General features: G+C 62.1%; 19 protein-coding genes. 17 read left to right on the forward strand and 2 right to left on the reverse strand.

Going from position 1 to position 17,025, the window contains the following annotated elements; translation table 11 throughout:
* The first annotated feature begins 6 nt into the window (after positions 1-6).
* The 8 genes from folP to lysS all read left to right on the forward strand — a co-directional run bounded on the left by folP (position 7) and on the right by lysS (position 6,566).
* Positions 7-792: a dihydropteroate synthase gene (gene folP / locus FHS06_RS03575; protein WP_243845248.1), complete on the forward strand. Its 786-nt coding sequence runs from the start codon at positions 7-9 to the stop codon at positions 790-792.
* On the forward strand, positions 789-1,163 hold the full coding sequence (gene folB / locus FHS06_RS03580; RefSeq protein ID WP_167045524.1) for a dihydroneopterin aldolase: 375 nt from the start codon (positions 789-791) through the stop codon (positions 1,161-1,163). Before folP ends, folB begins: the two co-directional genes overlap by 4 nt.
* On the forward strand, positions 1,160-1,693 hold the full coding sequence (gene folK / locus FHS06_RS03585; RefSeq protein WP_167045527.1) for a 2-amino-4-hydroxy-6-hydroxymethyldihydropteridine diphosphokinase: 534 nt from the start codon (positions 1,160-1,162) through the stop codon (positions 1,691-1,693). The genes folB and folK overlap by 4 nt, the downstream gene beginning before the upstream one ends.
* Positions 1,690-2,181 (forward strand): DUF3180 domain-containing protein, encoded by a 492-nt coding sequence (locus FHS06_RS03590; protein ID WP_167045529.1) that lies wholly within the window; start codon positions 1,690-1,692, stop codon positions 2,179-2,181. The genes folK and FHS06_RS03590 overlap by 4 nt, the downstream gene beginning before the upstream one ends.
* On the forward strand, positions 2,129-2,740 hold the full coding sequence (locus FHS06_RS03595; RefSeq protein WP_167045532.1) for a PH domain-containing protein: 612 nt from the start codon (positions 2,129-2,131) through the stop codon (positions 2,738-2,740). The genes FHS06_RS03590 and FHS06_RS03595 overlap by 53 nt, the downstream gene beginning before the upstream one ends.
* Complete coding sequence (locus FHS06_RS03600) at positions 2,737-4,293, forward strand: PH domain-containing protein (RefSeq protein ID WP_167045535.1); 1,557 nt, start codon at positions 2,737-2,739, stop codon at positions 4,291-4,293. The genes FHS06_RS03595 and FHS06_RS03600 overlap by 4 nt, the downstream gene beginning before the upstream one ends.
* The gene (locus tag FHS06_RS03605; RefSeq protein ID WP_167045538.1) at positions 4,290-4,976 is read left to right on the forward strand and encodes a DUF2520 domain-containing protein; all 687 of its coding nucleotides are present in this window, start codon (positions 4,290-4,292) and stop codon (positions 4,974-4,976) included. The genes FHS06_RS03600 and FHS06_RS03605 overlap by 4 nt, the downstream gene beginning before the upstream one ends.
* A gap of 69 nt (positions 4,977-5,045) precedes the next feature.
* Positions 5,046-6,566, forward strand: a complete 1,521-nt coding sequence (lysS, locus tag FHS06_RS03610; RefSeq protein WP_167045541.1) for a lysine--tRNA ligase — start codon at positions 5,046-5,048, stop codon at positions 6,564-6,566.
* Positions 6,567-6,572: 6 nt separating this feature from the next.
* Here lysS and FHS06_RS03615 read toward each other — a convergent pair whose 3' ends face one another.
* Positions 6,573-7,709 (reverse strand): DUF4192 family protein, encoded by a 1,137-nt coding sequence (locus tag FHS06_RS03615; RefSeq protein WP_167045544.1) that lies wholly within the window; start codon positions 7,707-7,709, stop codon positions 6,573-6,575.
* Between the two features lie 111 nt (positions 7,710-7,820).
* Between FHS06_RS03615 and FHS06_RS03620 the strand changes: the two genes are divergently transcribed.
* The 7 genes from FHS06_RS03620 to FHS06_RS03650 all read left to right on the forward strand — a co-directional run bounded on the left by FHS06_RS03620 (position 7,821) and on the right by FHS06_RS03650 (position 14,485).
* Complete coding sequence (locus FHS06_RS03620; RefSeq protein ID WP_167045547.1) at positions 7,821-8,012, forward strand: hypothetical protein; 192 nt, start codon at positions 7,821-7,823, stop codon at positions 8,010-8,012.
* Positions 8,013-8,057: 45 nt separating this feature from the next.
* Positions 8,058-9,521 carry a cardiolipin synthase gene (gene cls / locus FHS06_RS03625; protein ID WP_167047876.1) on the forward strand — a complete coding sequence of 488 codons (1,464 nt, stop codon included), beginning with the start codon at positions 8,058-8,060 and terminating at the stop codon, positions 9,519-9,521.
* A 23-nt stretch (positions 9,522-9,544) separates the two neighbouring features.
* Positions 9,545-10,258, forward strand: a complete 714-nt coding sequence (locus tag FHS06_RS03630) for a hypothetical protein (RefSeq protein ID WP_167045550.1) — start codon at positions 9,545-9,547, stop codon at positions 10,256-10,258.
* 116 nt (positions 10,259-10,374) lie between these two features.
* Positions 10,375-12,900, forward strand: coding sequence for an ATP-dependent Clp protease ATP-binding subunit (locus tag FHS06_RS03635; RefSeq protein WP_167045553.1), 2,526 nt, complete (start codon positions 10,375-10,377; stop codon positions 12,898-12,900).
* A gap of 95 nt (positions 12,901-12,995) precedes the next feature.
* The gene (locus FHS06_RS03640; RefSeq protein ID WP_167045556.1) at positions 12,996-13,499 is read left to right on the forward strand and encodes an amino-acid N-acetyltransferase; all 504 of its coding nucleotides are present in this window, start codon (positions 12,996-12,998) and stop codon (positions 13,497-13,499) included.
* A gap of 49 nt (positions 13,500-13,548) precedes the next feature.
* Positions 13,549-14,253, forward strand: a complete 705-nt coding sequence (locus tag FHS06_RS03645; protein ID WP_182486535.1) for a hypothetical protein — start codon at positions 13,549-13,551, stop codon at positions 14,251-14,253.
* A gap of 82 nt (positions 14,254-14,335) precedes the next feature.
* Positions 14,336-14,485, forward strand: coding sequence for a hypothetical protein (locus FHS06_RS03650; RefSeq protein WP_167045559.1), 150 nt, complete (start codon positions 14,336-14,338; stop codon positions 14,483-14,485).
* 26 nt (positions 14,486-14,511) lie between these two features.
* Here the strand turns inward: FHS06_RS03650 and FHS06_RS03655 are convergent, their stop codons facing one another.
* On the reverse strand, positions 14,512-15,090 hold the full coding sequence (locus FHS06_RS03655) for a hypothetical protein (protein WP_167045562.1): 579 nt from the start codon (positions 15,088-15,090) through the stop codon (positions 14,512-14,514).
* Between the two features lie 301 nt (positions 15,091-15,391).
* On the opposite strand from FHS06_RS03655, the gene FHS06_RS03660 reads away from it, so the two are divergent.
* Together FHS06_RS03660 and FHS06_RS03665 are read left to right on the forward strand one after the other, a co-directional pair.
* Complete coding sequence (locus FHS06_RS03660; RefSeq protein ID WP_167045565.1) at positions 15,392-15,802, forward strand: dehydrogenase; 411 nt, start codon at positions 15,392-15,394, stop codon at positions 15,800-15,802.
* A 143-nt stretch (positions 15,803-15,945) separates the two neighbouring features.
* On the forward strand, positions 15,946-17,022 hold the full coding sequence (locus FHS06_RS03665) for an aromatic acid exporter family protein (RefSeq protein ID WP_167045568.1): 1,077 nt from the start codon (positions 15,946-15,948) through the stop codon (positions 17,020-17,022).
* The last annotated feature ends 3 nt before the right edge of the window (positions 17,023-17,025 follow it).

Genomic DNA, 17,025 nt, shown 5'->3' on the forward strand with positions numbered 1-17,025 from the left:
CTCATCATGGGCATCGTCAATGTGACGCCCGATTCGTTCAGCGACGGCGGTCGCTTTATCGCCACCGACGCAGCTGTCTCTCACGGCCGGCGGCTCTTGGCCGATGGGGCACACATTCTCGATATCGGCGGTGAGTCGACTCGCCCCGGCGCTGCACGTGTTGAGTCGGCCGTCGAACAAGAACGCGTACTGCCAGTCATCGAAGCGCTCGCCGCTGAGGGCGCGGCAGTAAGCATCGACACGATGAACGCGGCCACGGCGCGAGCTGCCGTCGCGGCAGGCGCGAGGATCGTGAACGACGTCAGCGGTGGTCTGAGCGACCCCGATATGCTCGCAAGCGTTGCCGACACTGACGCCGAGATCATTTTGCAGCACTGGCGTGGCCCATCTGCCGATATGTATGCCCGCGCGGAATACGACGATCTCGTGCGCGACGTCGCGGCGGAACTGCGGGGACGGATGGCCGCAGCAGAGGCCGCAGGCATCCCGCTTTCTCGCGTCGTGCTCGACCCGGGCATTGGCTTCGGTAAGCGCGGCGCTCAGAACTGGACCGTGTTACGTGCCCTTCCTCACCTCGTGGCGTTAGGGACACGGATGCTGGTGGGCACAAGTCGCAAGCGGTTTCTCGCCGATGCGCTCGGGGACGGCGCGTCGGAACAGCGGCGAGACCTCGCGACGGCCGTGACGAGCGTGCTCGCAGCGCAAAGCGGAGCCTGGGCGGTACGCGTGCACGATGCCAGAGCGACACGAGACGCGCTTGAGGTCGAGCGCGCATGGAGGGAACAGACATGAGCGAGCTCGACGAGATCACTCTCACGGGGCTTCGCGGATTCGGTTTCCACGGGGTCTATCCCGACGAACGCCGTGACGGTCAGGAATTCGTGGTTGATATCACGCTGTCGCTCGATACTCGCCGGGCCGCGGCATCCGATGATGTCACCGACACCGTGCACTACGGCGAGGTCGCCGACGAAGTCGTGGCGGTTATTACGGGCGCACCCGTTGACCTGATTGAGACACTCGCGGCACGCATTGCCGACACCGTGCTGATGCGCGATGCTGTGGAGCGCGTGCGGGTGACCGTGCACAAGCCTTCGGCGCCGATCACCGTGCCATTTTCCGATGTGACGCTCACGATCTTGCGTGATCGGACCAAGCTATGAGCCGGCGTCTTGCGCAGGGACTCGGTGACGACGGCGCCAGCGACACATCCGAACCGGTCGCTGCCGTCGTCGCACTCGGTGCCAATCTCGGCGACCGTGCGGCAACGATGGAGTCGGCAGTGCAAGCGCTTCGAGCTCTGCCGCTGGTAACCGGCGTCGTCGTGTCGACGCCCATCGAGTCGATCGCTGTGCGAGTAACTGGGCCTGACGCTGCGGCCCCCTCGTACCTGAATGCTGTGGCGCTCGTGACAACGCGGCTGGCGCCGAGTGTGCTGCTGTCATACCTCCACGCAATCGAGGCCCGTCATGGGAGAGAGCGCCGCGAGCGCTGGGGAGACCGCACTCTCGATCTCGATCTCATCGCCTACCCCGGCGTGACAAGCGCCGACGCCGCACTGATTTTGCCGCACCCACGAGCCGCCGAGCGAGACTTCGTTCTTGGGCCGTGGCTTGAGATCGATCCCGATGCAGAGCTCGCCGGTTATGGCCGAGTCGATGAGGTATTGGCACACCTGAGAGGTGACGCGTGAAACGCACAGGCCCCGCAGTATTGTTCGTCGCCGCCGTGCTCGGCACTGGTGTCGGCTTTCTCATCGACCAGGTGCTGACCGCCGGCGGACGCACCACGTTTACTCCCCACATCACGTTGCCGATTCTGTTGCTCCTGCTCGGAGCTGTCGTCGTGGTGCTTGCCATCCCCATCCGACGCGCCACGCGGAGCGCATTGGCCGCACCCATCAACCCGTTCCATGCCCTTCGCATTGCAATATTGGCGAAAGCATCGAGCATTGTGGGCGCGACGATGACAGGCATTGCACTTGGATTGGTGCTCTTCGTCGCAACCCGACCGGTGCAGCCCTCGCTAGGCTCGATGGCGACGAGTATCGCCACGATCGCGTGTGGCGTCATGCTGGTCGCCGCAAGCCTTGTGGCCGAGCAGATGTGCACCATTCGGAAGGACGACGATGACAACGCCGACGGACCCGACGAACCCCCCACCATCGGAGCCAGTCACTGACCTGCCACCCGCGCCTGTCGAGACTGAATCGGCGTTGGACGTCGATACTTTTCGGAAGATTCCGGAGCCGCGTTCTGCAGCAAAATTGCCGATCGGTGATGGGCAATGGCATCAGTTGGCACGCGCGTATCTCTGGGTACGGCTCATATCCACCGCTGTCGTCATGATCGCAATCCCCATTGCGGCGGTTGTTATCTCAACGCTGTCAGGCACGCCGTGGGTATGGATTCCGGCCGGCATCGCCCTGGTGGTGATTGCGTGGACACTCGCCATCACTCCGCGCCAGGTGCGCTCCTTTGGCTACCAACTGCGAGACGACGACCTCATCATGCGCCGCGGCATTCTGTGGCAGCGCGTTGTCGCTGTGCCCTACGGTCGCATGCAGCTGGTCGACATCACTCACGGACCGCTCGACCGGCTCGTCGGAATTGCCCAGTTGAAGCTCGTCACAGCCGCTGCAACATCGGGAGTTGTGCTGCCCGGGCTCACCCAGCGTGCTGCCGATGAGCTTCGCGACACGCTCATCGCTGTCGCAGAGTCACGCCGGACGGGGCTATGAGCGCACCCGTTCGCACAGCCTCCGCCTTCAGCGATGGGCAGTGGCATCGCATGCATCCCCTCAGCCCCTTGCTGCGCGGTGGCATCTTCCTGCTTGCCATGATCGGCATCATCGTGGCGAACCTGCGGGAGCGCCTCATCGAATGGTTCTTGCCGTGGCTTGTTCCCGGTGCGACGGGAGTACGCGCGCCCGATGACCCTGTCGACTACGTGCTGACGCACGAGCTCGTGCCGATCGCGCTTCTTGCGATGCTCGGTGTCGCGCTCATTTTGGTTCTGCTGTTTTGGCTGTCGTGGCGGGCACACTCTTTTCGCATCACCGATGATGTCGAGGTGCGAAGCGGTGTGCTTTTTCGCACGCACCGACGCGCTCCGCTCGACCGTGTTCAGGGCGTCAACCTCACTCGTCCGCTCGTTGCGCGCCTCGTCGGGCTCTCTAAGCTCGAAGTGATCGGGGCTGGTCTCGATGCCAACGTCAAACTCGAATACCTCGCAACTCGTGCGGCCGAGGCGGTGCGCTCCGACATCCTTTACCTCGCCTCCGGCCAGCGGCTCGCAGCCGCGGGCGCGGCGCCCGCGCGCGGCCCTCTTTTTCAGGGTGCAGTCGATGCGTTCAGCGACGGCGTCACTGGTGTCATCGATGGCGCCGAAGCGCCGGTCACTGAGCCCGAATCAGTGGTGCATATTCCGGCAGGGCGACTCGTGGCATCCCATCTACTCAGCAGCGCCACCATCTGGCTCATTGTTCTCATCGTTGGGTTCTCCATCGCCGCGAGTATGGGAAGCCCGTGGTTGCTCATCGGCTTCGTGCCAGCGGTGCTCGGCTTCGGCGCGTACTGGGTGCGCTCGATTACGCGCTCGCTGCGCTACGCAATTGCGCCCACACCCGATGGCGTGCGCGTGACCTTCGGACTGTTCACGACAGTCACCGAGATTTTGCCCCCGGGACGCGTGCACGCCGTCGAAGTTCGTCAGCCTCTCATGTGGCGCGGCGTCGGCTGGTGGAGCGTGCGGGTCAACCGGCTATCGGGCGGGGCGAGCCGGCAAAACGGGCAGGATGTCGCCGACGTGCTGCCGGTGGGAACACTCGGTGATGTCGAGCGAGTTTTGGACCTGTTGCTACCGGGCCTTGACCAGGATCAACGCGCGGCCGTCTTCACCCATGGTCTGTCGGGCTCGTCGGCAGACGAGGGCGACCCCTACACGACAACTCCGCGCCGGGCCCGGTTGCTGCGTCTGCTGTCATGGCGACGCAACGGCTTTGTGCTGAAAGCTCAGATGCTGTTCTTTCGGCATGGGTTTATCTGGCGCCGCCTCAACATTTTTCCGCTCGCGAGAATGCAGAGCATCGCGATGACGCAGGGACCACTCCGTCGATCGTTGGCAGTCGCGAACATCACGGTTCACACAATCGAGGGTCCGGTTTCAGGTGGGCTCCGAGTTGTGGGGCGTGCCGAGGCGCTCGAACTCTTTGACGCGACGGAGACGCACGCGATCGCCGCGCGTTCGTTGGATAGGTCGCATCGCTGGGCGGCAGAACAGGAGTCTTCGTGAATCGTGACGGTCGACTGGGCGTCGGCATTATTGGTGCGGGAAAAGTCGGCCCCGTTCTCGGGGCAGCGCTCGCTGGTGCTGGCCATGCGCTCACGGGCGTGACAGCTGGGTCAGACCCCGACCGGGTTGAGGCGATGCTGCCGGGCGTCCCGGTGCTCGATGCGTTGGAGGTCGTCCGCCGCAGCCAGCTCGTGGTGGTCGCGGTTCCTCATGACGAGCTCGCGGGCCTGGTGGCAGGTCTTGCTGAGGTTGGCGGGTGGCAAATCGGCCAGCTGGTGCTGCACGTCGACCCGGCGTACGGCATTGAGGTGTTGCGTCCGGCGGCAGCCGTTGGCGCGATTCCCCTTGCTCTGCACCCGGCCATTACGTTCACCGGCACGAGCAGCATCGATCTTCGCCAACTGGCGGCGTCATATGCGGCCGTCACAGCGCCGCCCGCAGTGCTGCCGATCGCGCAGGCACTTGCCGTTGAGCTCGGGTGCGAGCCCATCATCGTCGCAGAGGAAGATCGCCCAGCGTATGCCGAGGCGATCACGACCGCGACCGCGTTTTCTCGGTCGATCGTGCAGCAGTCCACCCGCATCCTGTCCGATCTCGGCTTCGACAACCCCGGCGGCTATCTCTCGGCACTCGTGCGTTCTACCGTCGACCACGCTCTCACCGAAGCCTCGCCTCTGCTCTAGCCAGCGGTTTCTCTCGACAGCCCAGCCCGCTCGGTAGACTGGGGAGGATTTTCTGAGGAGCCCCCGTACATGACGAATACACCCGCGAATGCCGCTGCCGAAACACCCGAAGAAGAGATCTTCGAGCAGAAAGCTGTGCGGCTGGCCAAGCGCGAGCGTTTGATCGCAGAACGAACGGATGCCGCCGGTGGTGCGTATCCCGTGGCGGTTGCCGTCACGACAACTATCGGTGCTGTGCGCGCGCGTTTTGACGGCCTCGAAATGGGTGCAGAAACCGGCGAGCAGGTGGGTGTTGCCGGACGCATCGTGTTCAGCCGCAACACCGGCAAGCTGTGTTTTGCCACTCTCCAGGCTGGGGACGGCAGTCGTATTCAGGCGATGGTTTCTCTCGCGAGCGTCGGCGAAGAGTCGCTGCAGGCGTGGAAAGAGCTCGTCGATCTTGGTGATCACGTGTTTGTGCACGGTGAAGTGATTTCGAGCCGTCGAGGTGAACTCTCGGTCATGGTGTCGACGTGGCAGATCGCATCGAAGGCGATTTTGCCTCTCCCCAATATCTACAGCGAACTGAGCGAAGAGAGTCGTGTGCGCAGCCGCTACCTCGACCTGATTGTTCGCGAACAGGCACGCGAGACCGTAGTCGCCCGCGCCAAGGTGAACCAGAGCCTTCGCCAGACTTTTATCGAGCACGACTTTCTCGAGGTCGAAACACCGATGCTGCAGGTGCAGCACGGTGGTGCGTCAGCACGTCCGTTCGTGACGCACTCGAACGCCTTCGATACCGAGCTCTATTTGCGCATCGCGCCGGAGCTCTTCCTCAAGCGCGCAGTCGTCGGCGGCATCGACCGGGTCTTCGAGATCAACCGAAACTTCCGCAACGAAGGCGCCGACTCAACGCACAGCCCAGAGTTCGCAATGCTCGAGGCCTATCAGTCATATAGCGACTACAACGGCATCGCCGATCTCACCCAGGAGCTGATTCAGAACGCCGCGATTGCTGTCTCGGGGTCAACATCGGTCACATGGGCAGATGGCACCGTCTACGACCTCGGTGGCGAATGGGAACGCATCTCGATGTACGACTCGCTGAGTGCGGCGAGTGGCCGATCGATCACTCCCGAGACACCGGTCGGAGAGCTCGTGGCGCTCGCCGACGAGGCTGGCGTTGACGCGCCTCCGCACGCCACACACGGCAAGTGGGTTGAAGAGCTGTGGGAGCACTTCGTCAAGGTGAACCTTGTGCGTCCGACTTTCGTCATGGACTTTCCCGTCGACACGAGTCCCCTCGTGCGGGAGCACCGGACACTTCCGGGTGTTGTGGAGAAATGGGACCTCTACGTGCGCGGCTTCGAACTTGCCACCGGCTACTCCGAGCTCGTCGACCCCGTGATTCAACGTGAACGCTTCGTCGAGCAGGCATCGCTTGCAGCGCGCGGCGATGATGAGGCGATGCGCATCGATGAAGAGTTCTTGCGCGCCCTCGAGCACGGCATGCCTCCAACAGGCGGCATGGGCATGGGCATTGACCGGTTACTCATGGCCATCACTGGACTCGGAATTCGCGAAACGATTCTCTTTCCGCTCGTCAAATAGCGCGCCTCACCCCTCGGGTGTAAATGCCCATTCGGGGAGATGGGAAGCGGCGACCATTGAGATCATGATCTGCGCGAAGCCGTGCCGGGGCTCAATCTCGCAGGCACGACTCGCATAGATACCAGCGTGCGTCGATCGCCCGAGCGCCCACGACAGCCATGCGCATACGGCGAGCGGGCCTGGTTGGCGCGCTCTCGTGGCGAGAGCCGCGACACGTCGCGAAAGCGACAGCGCTTTTTCGAGTCGCTCGCTGTTGGGCTTGGGGCCTTCGCCCCAGATGAACTTCGCGATGTCTTCGGGATATTCTTCGCCCCCTTCCCACCGAAGCTGGCCTTCCGCGGCGGCATCTGCGAGGTGCAGGCCGCGACACCAGCCGGCGAGTCCGATATCTCGCAGCGACGGACGCATGAGGCACCACAGAAGACTTGCCGCTTCAAACGGGGCGAGGTGCTCGGCATCCCACTCCAACGACTGTTCGAACAACAGCGGAATGTCGTCAAGCGTGCCGACGGCGGTGAGCGCGGCAGGGTTGATGCGAACTTTGTCACCCGCGTGCGGAGTGAAACCACACACTGTTGCCGCAGCGCCGTTGAGTTCTTCATACTCACGCGCGACCCGCACTCGTTCTGCAGCGCTTACGTCCGGCAGTACGGCGCCGGTTGCCTGATCTCCCCCAGCGGGAGCGGGTGCTGAAGCAGTTGGTGCCGTGCCGTCAGCGATCTCAGCGAGTGGACGTCCCGCTCGCGGGCGGCGTGCATCGAGATACGAACCCCACCCGTCCGCGGCAACACACAGTGCGTCGTGCACTTTGAGGCCGCAGCTGTCAGCCCGCTGCAAGACTGCCATCATGAGCTTCTGCTGTGGCAAACGCGCCGACGTCGCGTCGATGCTGTCATCGGTATAGATCACTGCTGTAAACGCGTCTGCTTCTGGAATGCGACACACCATCCCGAGGTACGTTGCCGCCACGCTGTCGATCTCGTTCTCGAGCGCGGGTGATGGCAAATCGATGCGCATCGCGCCGCAACTGCGTGTTCCCGCAAAAGGCACGAAGACGATGCTGCGGGTAGGCGTGAAAGCGAGCATGCGCGGGACGAGGGGAAGAAACTCTGCGGCTGACCGGGCGGGGATGATCGTCGTCATACGTCGACGGTCGTCGCCGTGGGGTTGCACCGGCAGCGCCACGTCGCACATGTGGATAGGAATCTCAGCTCGCGCGGCGGGGGAGAGCGGGATGCGAAGTACAGTTAATACGTGGACAGTTTTTGGGCAGCAGCGCTGTGGTCGATTCTTCCGACCCTGGTTGTTTCGGTGATCTTCGTGGTCGTTGTCCGCTCGATCATCCGCGCTGACCGCTCCGAGCGCCGTGTTTATGCTCGAGTCGAAGCCGAGGAACGGGCAAAGCGCGGATTGCCGCCAGCTCAACCCTCAGCATCCGATAGTTGAGCCGGCTCCCGCTACGCTGAGAGAGACCAGCGGGGAGAGCGTGTGATACAGATCGAGTTCGACGGGGCATGGTGGCTCGTCCTCATCTTCGTCACAGACGTTATTGTGCGAATTTTGGCGATCATTTTTGTGCCGCGCAATCGTCGGCCTACCGCCGCAATGGCGTGGCTCTTGGCGATCTATTTCATCCCGTTCGTGGGCGTGCTGCTCTTCTTGGTGATCGGTACACCGAAGCTGCCGCGCAAGCGTCGCCTCAAGCAAGAGGCGATCAACGACTACATTCGAGACACTAGTCAGGGCCTCGAATTCGGCACGCTCCGCCCTGACGCTCCGGACTGGTTCACAGCACTTGTGAGACTCAACAGCAACCTCGGTGCGCTCCCACTCTCGGGAGACAACGAGGCAACACTGATCTCGGATTACCAGACAAGCCTTGACACAATGGCCGACGCCGTGCGCGAGGCGAAGTCATACGTGCACGTCGAGTTCTACATCCTGCAGTCAGATACCGCGACGAACAACCTGTTCCTGGCGCTCGAAGAAGCCGCCGCACGTGGTGTCGTCGTTCGAGTGCTTCTCGATCACTGGGCGAATCGCGGAAAGCCGTACTACCGGCAGACGCTTGCGCGCCTTGACGCGATGGGCGCGCACTGGCGTTTGCTGCTGCCGGTTCAGCCCTTCAAGGGCAAGTACCAGCGACCCGACCTCCGAAACCACCGGAAGCTCCTCGTGATCGACGGCGACGTTGCTTTTATGGGGTCGCAGAACGCCACCGATTCGACGTACAACCTGAAGAAGAACATCAAGCGTGGTTTGCACTGGGTAGACCTGATGTCGCGTGTCGAAGGACCCGTCGTCAATAGCATCAACGCCGTGTTCCTCTCTGACTGGTATAGCGAAACCGATGAGATTCTCACTGAGGAGATCAATCTTTTCGAAGTGACGAACATGCCGGGAAACCTCGACTGCCAGATCGTGCCGTCGGGACCGGGATTCGAATTCCAGAACAACCTCAAGTTGTTCCTGTCGATGCTGTACGCCGCTGATCGCAAGATCATCATGGTGAGCCCATACTTTGTGCCAGAAGAGTCACTGATGCTCGCCATCACGACAGCGTGTCAGCGGGGAGTGCACGTCGAACTCTTCGTCTCAGAAGAGGGCGATCAGGCGATGGTTTACCACGCGCAGCGCAGCTACTACGAGGCCCTGCTTCGCGCGGGCGTAGAAATCTGGATGTATCGGAAGCCGTACATCTTGCACTCGAAGAGTCTCACGATCGATGATGAGGTCGGAGTGATCGGCTCGAGCAACATGGACATGCGTTCGTTCGGTCTCAACCTTGAGATTTCAATGCTCGTGCGAGGCACAGAATTCGTGGACGACATGCGGCGCGTTGAAGATAAGTACCGGAGCCTGAGCCGAAGGCTCACTCTCGAGGAGTGGACCAAGCAACCCTTGCGTTCCACTGTGCTCGACAACCTTGCGCGCTTGACCTCCGCTCTTCAATAGGCACTTACCACAGAGGAATATTCATGGCACGTCATACTGCACGCACGTTGGGCGCAGCTCTTCTTGTTGGCTCGGTGGCGTTCATCGCCGGTTGCTCCGATGCGGGTCCCATCCCGGAGACAACCGGTGATGCTGGAGTGCAGGTGGATGTCAATGCAACATGGCTTGACGATGGGCGAATGATTGGCCTGTGGACATCGGGTAGCTCGAGTTGCGCACCGATCGTGTCGGACACCGTCGTCAACGACGATGGTGTGCTCGAAGTAACTCTGGATGAGGACGGCGACCCGACGCCATGTACCGCAGACATGGCTCCGCAGATCACACTTCTTGGTGTGCCTGAGGGCGTCGACACGGCGGCAGACCTTGAGATTGTCGTGCAGGGTCAAGGCTTCTTCGGCACCGAGGAACTCTCCGGCGTTGAAGGTCTCGCAGGCCCCGGCTCCGAAACCGACTACGCACCATCGGCTGGATGGGGCGACACGTACAACGACTTCATCATTTTGACCTGGGGCTCATCTACGTGCGTGCCGATGCTGGAAGAAAGCGCCATCACCGGGCCGTTGGAAGTGACAGTGACATTTGCCGACGCACCCGCTGACCAGATGTGCACCATGGACATGGCCCCGCGTGGCACGAGTGCGTTTGCTGGCGGGATGAAGTCCGGTGATGCCGAGGTCGTTCTCTTCGGCGACAGTTTTGACGGCATCCGGGTTCCTATTCTCGGCAGCAACTGACTTATCGCGCGAAACCGGTCACGCCCACGGCGAACAATCGCCAAGGGGCCCAAGGCTCTGGTTACTCTCGTTGTAATGCGCCAGAAGTGGCGCACGGCCGATGCCGAGGAGTGATGATGTTCGAAAGATTTACCGACCGTGCCCGTCGAGTGGTGGTGCTCGCCCAAGAAGAGGCGAAGATGCTCAACCACAACTACATCGGCACCGAGCACATTCTGCTGGGTCTGATCCACGAGGGCGAAGGCGTTGCAGCCAAAGCTCTCGAGTCGCTCGGGATCTCGCTCGATGCCGTGCGTGAGCAGGTGCAAGACATTATTGGCCAGGGTCAGCAGCAGCCGACCGGCCACATCCCCTTCACGCCGCGGGCGAAGAAGGTCCTTGAGCTGTCATTGCGCGAAGCGCTGCAGCTCGGGCACAACTACATTGGCACCGAGCACATTCTGCTTGGCCTCATCCGTGAGGGCGAGGGAGTTGCCGCGCAAGTTTTGGTGAAGCTCGGAGCCGACCTCAACAAGGTGCGACAGCAGGTAATCCAGCTGCTGAGCGGTTACCAGGGTAAAGAGCCCGCCGCAGTTTCAGGGGCCGCGAACGAGACCGGCCAGGCCGCTCAAGGCGGATCGGCAGTTCTCGATCAGTTCGGACGCAACCTCACGCAGGCAGCGCGCGACAACAAGCTCGACCCGGTTATCGGGCGCGAAAAAGAGATCGAGCGCGTCATGCAGATTCTGTCGCGGCGCTCCAAGAACAACCCTGTGCTGATCGGTGAGCCCGGCGTCGGTAAGACCGCCGTCGTTGAGGGTCTTGCACAGGCGATCGTCAAGGGTGATGTGCCCGAGACGCTGAAAGACAAGCAGGTCTACTCGCTTGACCTCGGCTCGCTCATTGCCGGTTCCCGCTACCGTGGTGACTTCGAAGAGCGCCTCAAGAAGGTCACGAAAGAGATCCGCACCCGCGGTGACATCATCGTTTTCATCGACGAGATCCACACGCTTGTTGGTGCCGGTGCCGCTGAGGGCGCAATAGATGCCGCCTCGATCCTCAAGCCGCTGCTCGCCCGTGGCGAGCTGCAGACGATCGGCGCTACGACGCTTGACGAGTACCGCAAGCACTTCGAGAAGGATGCCGCTCTCGAGCGCCGCTTCCAGCCGATCCAGGTGGCTGAGCCCAGCTTGCCCCACGCAATCAACATCTTGAAGGGTCTGCGCGACCGTTACGAAGCGCACCACAAGGTGCAGATCACTGACGGTGCCATCGTTGCGGCCGCGAACCTCGCAGACCGTTATGTAAGCGACCGCTTCCTTCCCGACAAGGCCATCGACCTGATCGATGAGGCCGGAGCTCGCCTTCGCCTGTCGATCCTGTCGAGCCCGCCGGAGCTGCGCGAATTCGACGAGAAGATCGCCAAGGTCCGCGAGCAGAAAGAAGTTGCCTCGGAAGAGCAGGACTTCGAAAAAGCCGCGTCGCTGCGTGACGAGGAGAAGTCGCTTCTTGCTGAGCGCCTTCGCCTTGAGAAGCAGTGGCGCAGTGGCGACGTGGCATCCCACGCGGTCGTTGACGAAGGCCTCATCGCTGAAGTTCTCGCCCAGGCCACCGGCATCCCGGTGTTCAAGCTCACTGAAGAAGAGACCAGCCGTCTCGTCTTCATGGAGAAGGCGTTGCACCAGCGGGTTATCGGCCAGGAGCAGGCGATCGCCGCGCTCTCGCGCACGATTCGCCGTCAGCGCGCGGGTCTCAAGGACCCCAAGCGTCCCTCGGGATCGTTCATCTTCGCTGGCCCGACCGGCGTCGGTAAGACGGAGCTTGCCAAGGCTCTTGCCGAATTCCTCTTCGACGACGAGGGCGCGCTGATTTCCCTCGACATGAGCGAGTACGGCGAAAAGCACACAGTTTCGCGTCTGTTCGGTGCCCCTCCCGGGTTCGTCGGCTTCGAAGAGGGCGGACAGCTCACCGAAAAGGTGCGCCGCAAGCCCTTCTCCGTCGTACTTTTCGATGAGATCGAGAAGGCACACCCCGACATCTTCAATTCGCTGCTGCAGATTCTCGAAGAGGGTCGCCTGACTGATGGTCAGGGTCGCGTCGTCGACTTCAAGAACACCGTGATCATCATGACCACGAACCTCGGTTCGTCGGCGATCGCCGGTGGCCCCGTCGGTTTCCAGGTCGAGGGCAACGCGCAGACCAGCTACGAGCGGATGAAGGGCAAGGTCGACGAAGAACTCAAGCGTCACTTCAAGCCCGAGTTCCTCAACCGTGTCGACGACGTCATCGTCTTCCCACAGCTGTCGAAGACGGAGCTCGTACAGATCGTTGATCTGTTCACCAAGCGACTGAGCGAGCGTCTGCTCGACCGCGATATGACAATCGAGCTGTCGCAGGCCGCCAAGGAGCGCCTCATCGAGGTCGGATTCGACCCGACACTTGGTGCACGTCCGCTGCGTCGTGCCATGCAGCGTGAGATCGAAGACAACCTCAGTGAGCAAATTCTCCACGGCGAGCTGAACCCCGGTGACCACGTCAAGGTGACGTTCGACGACGGCAAGTTTGCCTTCGTCAGCGCACCCCGTGCCGACAAGGTTGCCGTGGGAGTCGCTACCGGCGGCGAAATCACGGCCACGCCCGACATCGTCGCCCAGGGCGAGTAGCCGAAGTCAGCGAACAGACGAAGAGCGGATGCCACGTGGCATCCGCTCTTCGTCGTTCTCGTGCGAGTGTCGCAGACGGCAATAGGCTTGATGCGATGAGTACATTCACGATTCGGCCGGCACGTGCCTCTGATGTGCGCGCTATCCATGCGCTGCTGGAGCCGCATGTGCAGCGACGAATACTTCTCGGAAAAGACCTCGTCGTGCTGTACGAATCTGTGCAGCAGTTCTTGGTTGCGGAGTCCGCTGAGGGGCGGCTCATTGGTTTCGGCGCGTTGCACGTGATGTGGGAGGACCTTGGCGAAGTGCGAACTCTCGTGGTCGCCGAGGAATGGCTGCACCTTGGCGTCGGGCGCGAGATCGTCGCCGAGCTTGAAGCTGTGGCTCGCAGGCTTGGGTTGACGCGACTCTTTTGCCTCACCTTCGAAGTCGACTTCTTCACGAGGCGTGGCTTTTCGCCCATCGGCGAGCATGTCGTCGACCCCGATGTGTACTCGCAACTTCTTCGGAGCCCCGACGAAGGCATCGCAGAGTTCCTCGATCTGGCCCATGTGAAGCCGAACACGCTCGGCAACACACGCATGCTGAAGCGCCTCTGACGCCGCGCGCCGTCGGAGTTGTTGCAGAAGGAGCGCTTAACCTTTCAGCATGAGTAGCCCGACCCCACGGCGACGCCCATCGCCCGCTGTCTACCGGCGGCGCCGACTGGTGGCTCTCGTGTTGGCGCTTATTGTCGTCGGGGCGATTGTTGCCGGAATCTGGGTCGTTGTTGCACAGCCATGGCGAGGCAATGCTGCGGAAACTTCCGCGGTAACCCCGAGCCCCTCGGTGTCGAAGAGCGTTGAGGCATCGCCCTCGGCCTCTGCAGCTTCGCAAGCGCCCGCTGAGGAAGACGCACCCGATGAAGACGCGGCTGCTGATGATGCGGTTGCTGCTGACGGCGCGCCCGCGTGCAATGCGGGTGACGTGACTGTCGAGGGATCGACGAGTCAAGAGTCGTACGGGTCGGATCAGAACCCCGAATTCTCGCTCACGCTCACCAACACCGGTGACGCCGACTGCACAATCAACGTCGGAACGAGCGCGCAGTCGTTCACCGTGACAAGTGGATCCGATACCTGGTGGCGCTCGACCGACTGCCAAGCCAAGCCGAGCGACATGATCGTGACGCTTGCTGCCGGGCAGACTGTCTCAAGCGCAGAAACGCTCAGCTGGGACCGCACACGTTCGTCCGTTGACACGTGCGACAGCGGCGATCGCCCTCGTGCACCCGGCAGCGGCGCGTCATACCATTTGGCCGTGGAAATTGGCGGCATCGCAGCGAATGGCACGACTCAGTTCTTCCTCAACTGACACCGTTTCATCCCGGGCATCGACGTGAGGCATCCCGCTCGCTAGTCTTTTGCCACGCAATGATGCGAACTGGGGGCCAGTCATGAACGAAACTGCAACCGAGGCGGCGCACGATGCCGTCGCGCACGCACGCCAAGCGAAATACCTCGCGAAAGATGAAGAGTTTCGTGAGCTAGCGAAGGCGGTCGAGAGCATCGCGAAGGCGCTAGAGCGCCTCACCCAAGAGCGTTGAAGCCTGGTCGCTGGCGCTTCGTGAAGTCAAGAAGCCCAAGCTATGTTGCTCACTTCTTCGACTGACGGGGCAATGGCAAACCAATCCTCTGTCACGACGTAGACCACGGTCGCTGGCGGTCCATTGTTGGGATCCGGCACGAGCTCGGTGCCACCCTCGACGTCACGGGTCGTGTAGCCGTAGTCGCCAGCAACGTCGATAATCTCCCGCTTTTGCCCTGCGGAAAGCTCGGCCCAGCCGTAGTACGTCACCACATTCTCATCATGGCCATCCGGTGGCCCCCAGGGGCATTCAACCGCAGGAAGCGTGAGCCCATCATAAAAGATCGTGAATCTGTCTTTTTGAGTCGGAACGAGTCCTTGAGCCCGGAGGTCGGCGTCCGCCTCTGGCGTGAGGAGTGTGTCGCAGCTGAGCACAGTCGCGGAAGAACTCGCAGACGGCTGACTCGTAGGTGACGCGGTATCCGCCGGTGTGGGCGTCGACGAGCTAGCGGCGGCGGTGGTCTGCGCTGCAGATGGCTCAGGCTCTTCGAAGGATGGTGCGCAGCCTGCAACCAGCGTGGCGACGAATCCGATTGCGAGGATTTGAGCGGGTATGTGGCGCATGCCGAAACCGTAGCGCGAACTTTCGCGCGGTCCCAATTCGTTGCACGCCATGCCCACGGCCTCCCCGATCCCTCCCCGGCTCCTCCCCCGTTTCCTACCCCTTCCCCTGCACTAACTCAGGCTGTGTGGGCACTTTATGGCTCTGCACTGGTCCGTGGCCGGGATTTTGCCTGCGTTCGTGCACGGCAGGAGGAAGACGGCGGGCGGGAAGTGGGACCAGGCAGGACGCGAGGTGGGCGCCGGGTAGACCGGTGTGGGCGTGAGGCGGGCCGGGTGGGCTGAAGCTCAGTAGGGTGGAGGGATGGCCTCGGGAAAGAAGCGAAAGAACAAGGCTGGGTCGCAGGAGTTTCGCAACACCGCGCTGAGCGACGCGTTGCAGACGCAAGACATGGCAGCGGTTGCGTTCGCGCTGCGGCACGGCCCGACGGTGGTTCCGCTGTTGCGTCATGGGTCCCGCGACGACCCGCGCGACGCCGGCGAAGTGTGGACCTACCGTGATCCGAACACCGGCGACGTCGCGCTCTTGCTCTTCAGCGATGCCACGCACAAGCCCGAGACTCTTCCGCCCGCCGTTGCGCTGCAGTCACCTGAATGGCTTCTCGCATTTCTGGCGACGCACATCGATCAGATCACGACCGTCTTCTTCGACATCGCTGGCCCCCACGCGATGCAGGCAACACCAGCCGACCTCATCGAGGCCCTCGGCGCGTAGGTTCTCGCCAGAGCATCACACGCATTTTGTGGTACCGCCGCAGCTATTCGTAAAACTCGTTCAGACAGCTTCGTCAAGCCCTCGGGTCTGATCACGCGCCTACGGAAGAGTATGAGCGAGTGACGGCGATCAGGAGGCAGCGGATGCTCCAACTCTCGACCGCGTGGCGCCAGCTCAGCGACTCGGCGCGGCTGCTTCTGGCGGGCAAAACCGCGATGGCTGCGACCATCGCATGGCTGACGGTGTCGTGGATTCCGCTAGCTGAAGATCAGTACGCTTACTACGCGCCGCTCGGCGCGATCGTGAGCATGTACACCACAGTCGCCGCGTCAGTGAAATCGGGGGCGCAGGCGCTCCTTGGGCTGGCTGTGGGAATCGGGCTTGGTGTTCTCGGTATAACGATGGTCATCAACGGCGTGCCCATCGTGGCTGCCCTTGCGATCGTTATCGCTGCCGGAGTGCTGATGGGCGGTCTCACCGCGCTTGGCGCCGGCCGTGACTGGGTGGCGGTAGCGGCACTGTTCGTCATGCTCTTGAGCGGCCCGGATGTCGAGGAGTACTCGCTGTCATACCTGCTCAGCGTGCTGTGGGGCGTTCTTGTGGGCGTCGTCGTGAACCTGGTTGTGGTGCCGCCGTTGTATCTCCGTCGAGCCGGTAATCAGTTAGCGGTGCTTCGGGATGCTGTGGTGTCGGCGCTGAACTCGGTCGCTGACCAGCTAGAGGCCCCTCAGTCGAATACGGCGACAATATCGATTGACACGGGCCGGTTGACGCGCGTCGTGGATGACGTGAGTTTCGAAGTGAAAAGCGCTGATGAGAGCAGCCGGGCGAATCCCCGCGCTCGTTGGTATCGCGATCAGTTGCACGGAACTGGTCGCGAGATGCAGTCATTGCAGCTCATCTCCGCGCATGCCAATGACGTGGCCCGCGTGCTCGGGCGGCTTGAAGAGTCGGATGAGACGCGGCTCCACGGCGAAGTGCGAGCGAAATGTATCGCGGCGATTCGCGCATGCACGGTTCTTGTGGGCACCCTCGATGGTGCGCATGTCGATCGTGAGTTGTGCGCTGCTGCTGAGTCCGCCGTCGACGAGTTTCTTGTCTCGCTATACGAGGCCCCAAGCGAGCAAGTCACATTTCGATCAGAGGTGTGGACCGTCGGCTTCGCCCTGCGGTGGATTCTGGATGCTTCGCGCCCCCCGGCTGGCTCAGAGAATACCTAAATC

The sequence above is a fragment of the Microbacterium halimionae genome, from assembly GCF_011761265.1.
Lineage (GTDB): Bacteria > Actinomycetota > Actinomycetes > Actinomycetales > Microbacteriaceae > Microbacterium > Microbacterium halimionae.

Bases quoted from the DNA above. Each gene is read 5' to 3' on its own strand.
- FHS06_RS03635 (WP_167045553.1), top strand. From the start codon at position 10,375: ATGTTCGAAAGATTTACCGACCGTGCCCGTCGAGTGGTGGTGCTCGCC.
- FHS06_RS03660 (WP_167045565.1), top strand. From the start codon at position 15,392: ATGGCCTCGGGAAAGAAGCGAAAGAACAAGGCTGGGTCGCAGGAGTTT.
- FHS06_RS03615 (WP_167045544.1), bottom strand. From the start codon at position 7,709: ATGACGACGATCATCCCCGCCCGGTCAGCCGCAGAGTTTCTTCCCCTC.
- folK (WP_167045527.1), top strand. From the start codon at position 1,160: ATGAGCCGGCGTCTTGCGCAGGGACTCGGTGACGACGGCGCCAGCGAC.
- FHS06_RS03600 (WP_167045535.1), top strand. From the start codon at position 2,737: ATGAGCGCACCCGTTCGCACAGCCTCCGCCTTCAGCGATGGGCAGTGG.
- FHS06_RS03650 (WP_167045559.1), top strand. From the start codon at position 14,336: ATGAACGAAACTGCAACCGAGGCGGCGCACGATGCCGTCGCGCACGCA.
- FHS06_RS03645 (WP_182486535.1), top strand. From the start codon at position 13,549: ATGAGTAGCCCGACCCCACGGCGACGCCCATCGCCCGCTGTCTACCGG.
- FHS06_RS03630 (WP_167045550.1), top strand. From the start codon at position 9,545: ATGGCACGTCATACTGCACGCACGTTGGGCGCAGCTCTTCTTGTTGGC.
- lysS (WP_167045541.1), top strand. From the start codon at position 5,046: ATGACGAATACACCCGCGAATGCCGCTGCCGAAACACCCGAAGAAGAG.
- FHS06_RS03665 (WP_167045568.1), top strand. From the start codon at position 15,946: ATGCTCCAACTCTCGACCGCGTGGCGCCAGCTCAGCGACTCGGCGCGG.
- folB (WP_167045524.1), top strand. From the start codon at position 789: ATGAGCGAGCTCGACGAGATCACTCTCACGGGGCTTCGCGGATTCGGT.
- folP (WP_243845248.1), top strand. From the start codon at position 7: ATGGGCATCGTCAATGTGACGCCCGATTCGTTCAGCGACGGCGGTCGC.
- FHS06_RS03655 (WP_167045562.1), bottom strand. From the start codon at position 15,090: ATGCGCCACATACCCGCTCAAATCCTCGCAATCGGATTCGTCGCCACG.
- FHS06_RS03595 (WP_167045532.1), top strand. From the start codon at position 2,129: ATGACAACGCCGACGGACCCGACGAACCCCCCACCATCGGAGCCAGTC.
- FHS06_RS03640 (WP_167045556.1), top strand. From the start codon at position 12,996: ATGAGTACATTCACGATTCGGCCGGCACGTGCCTCTGATGTGCGCGCT.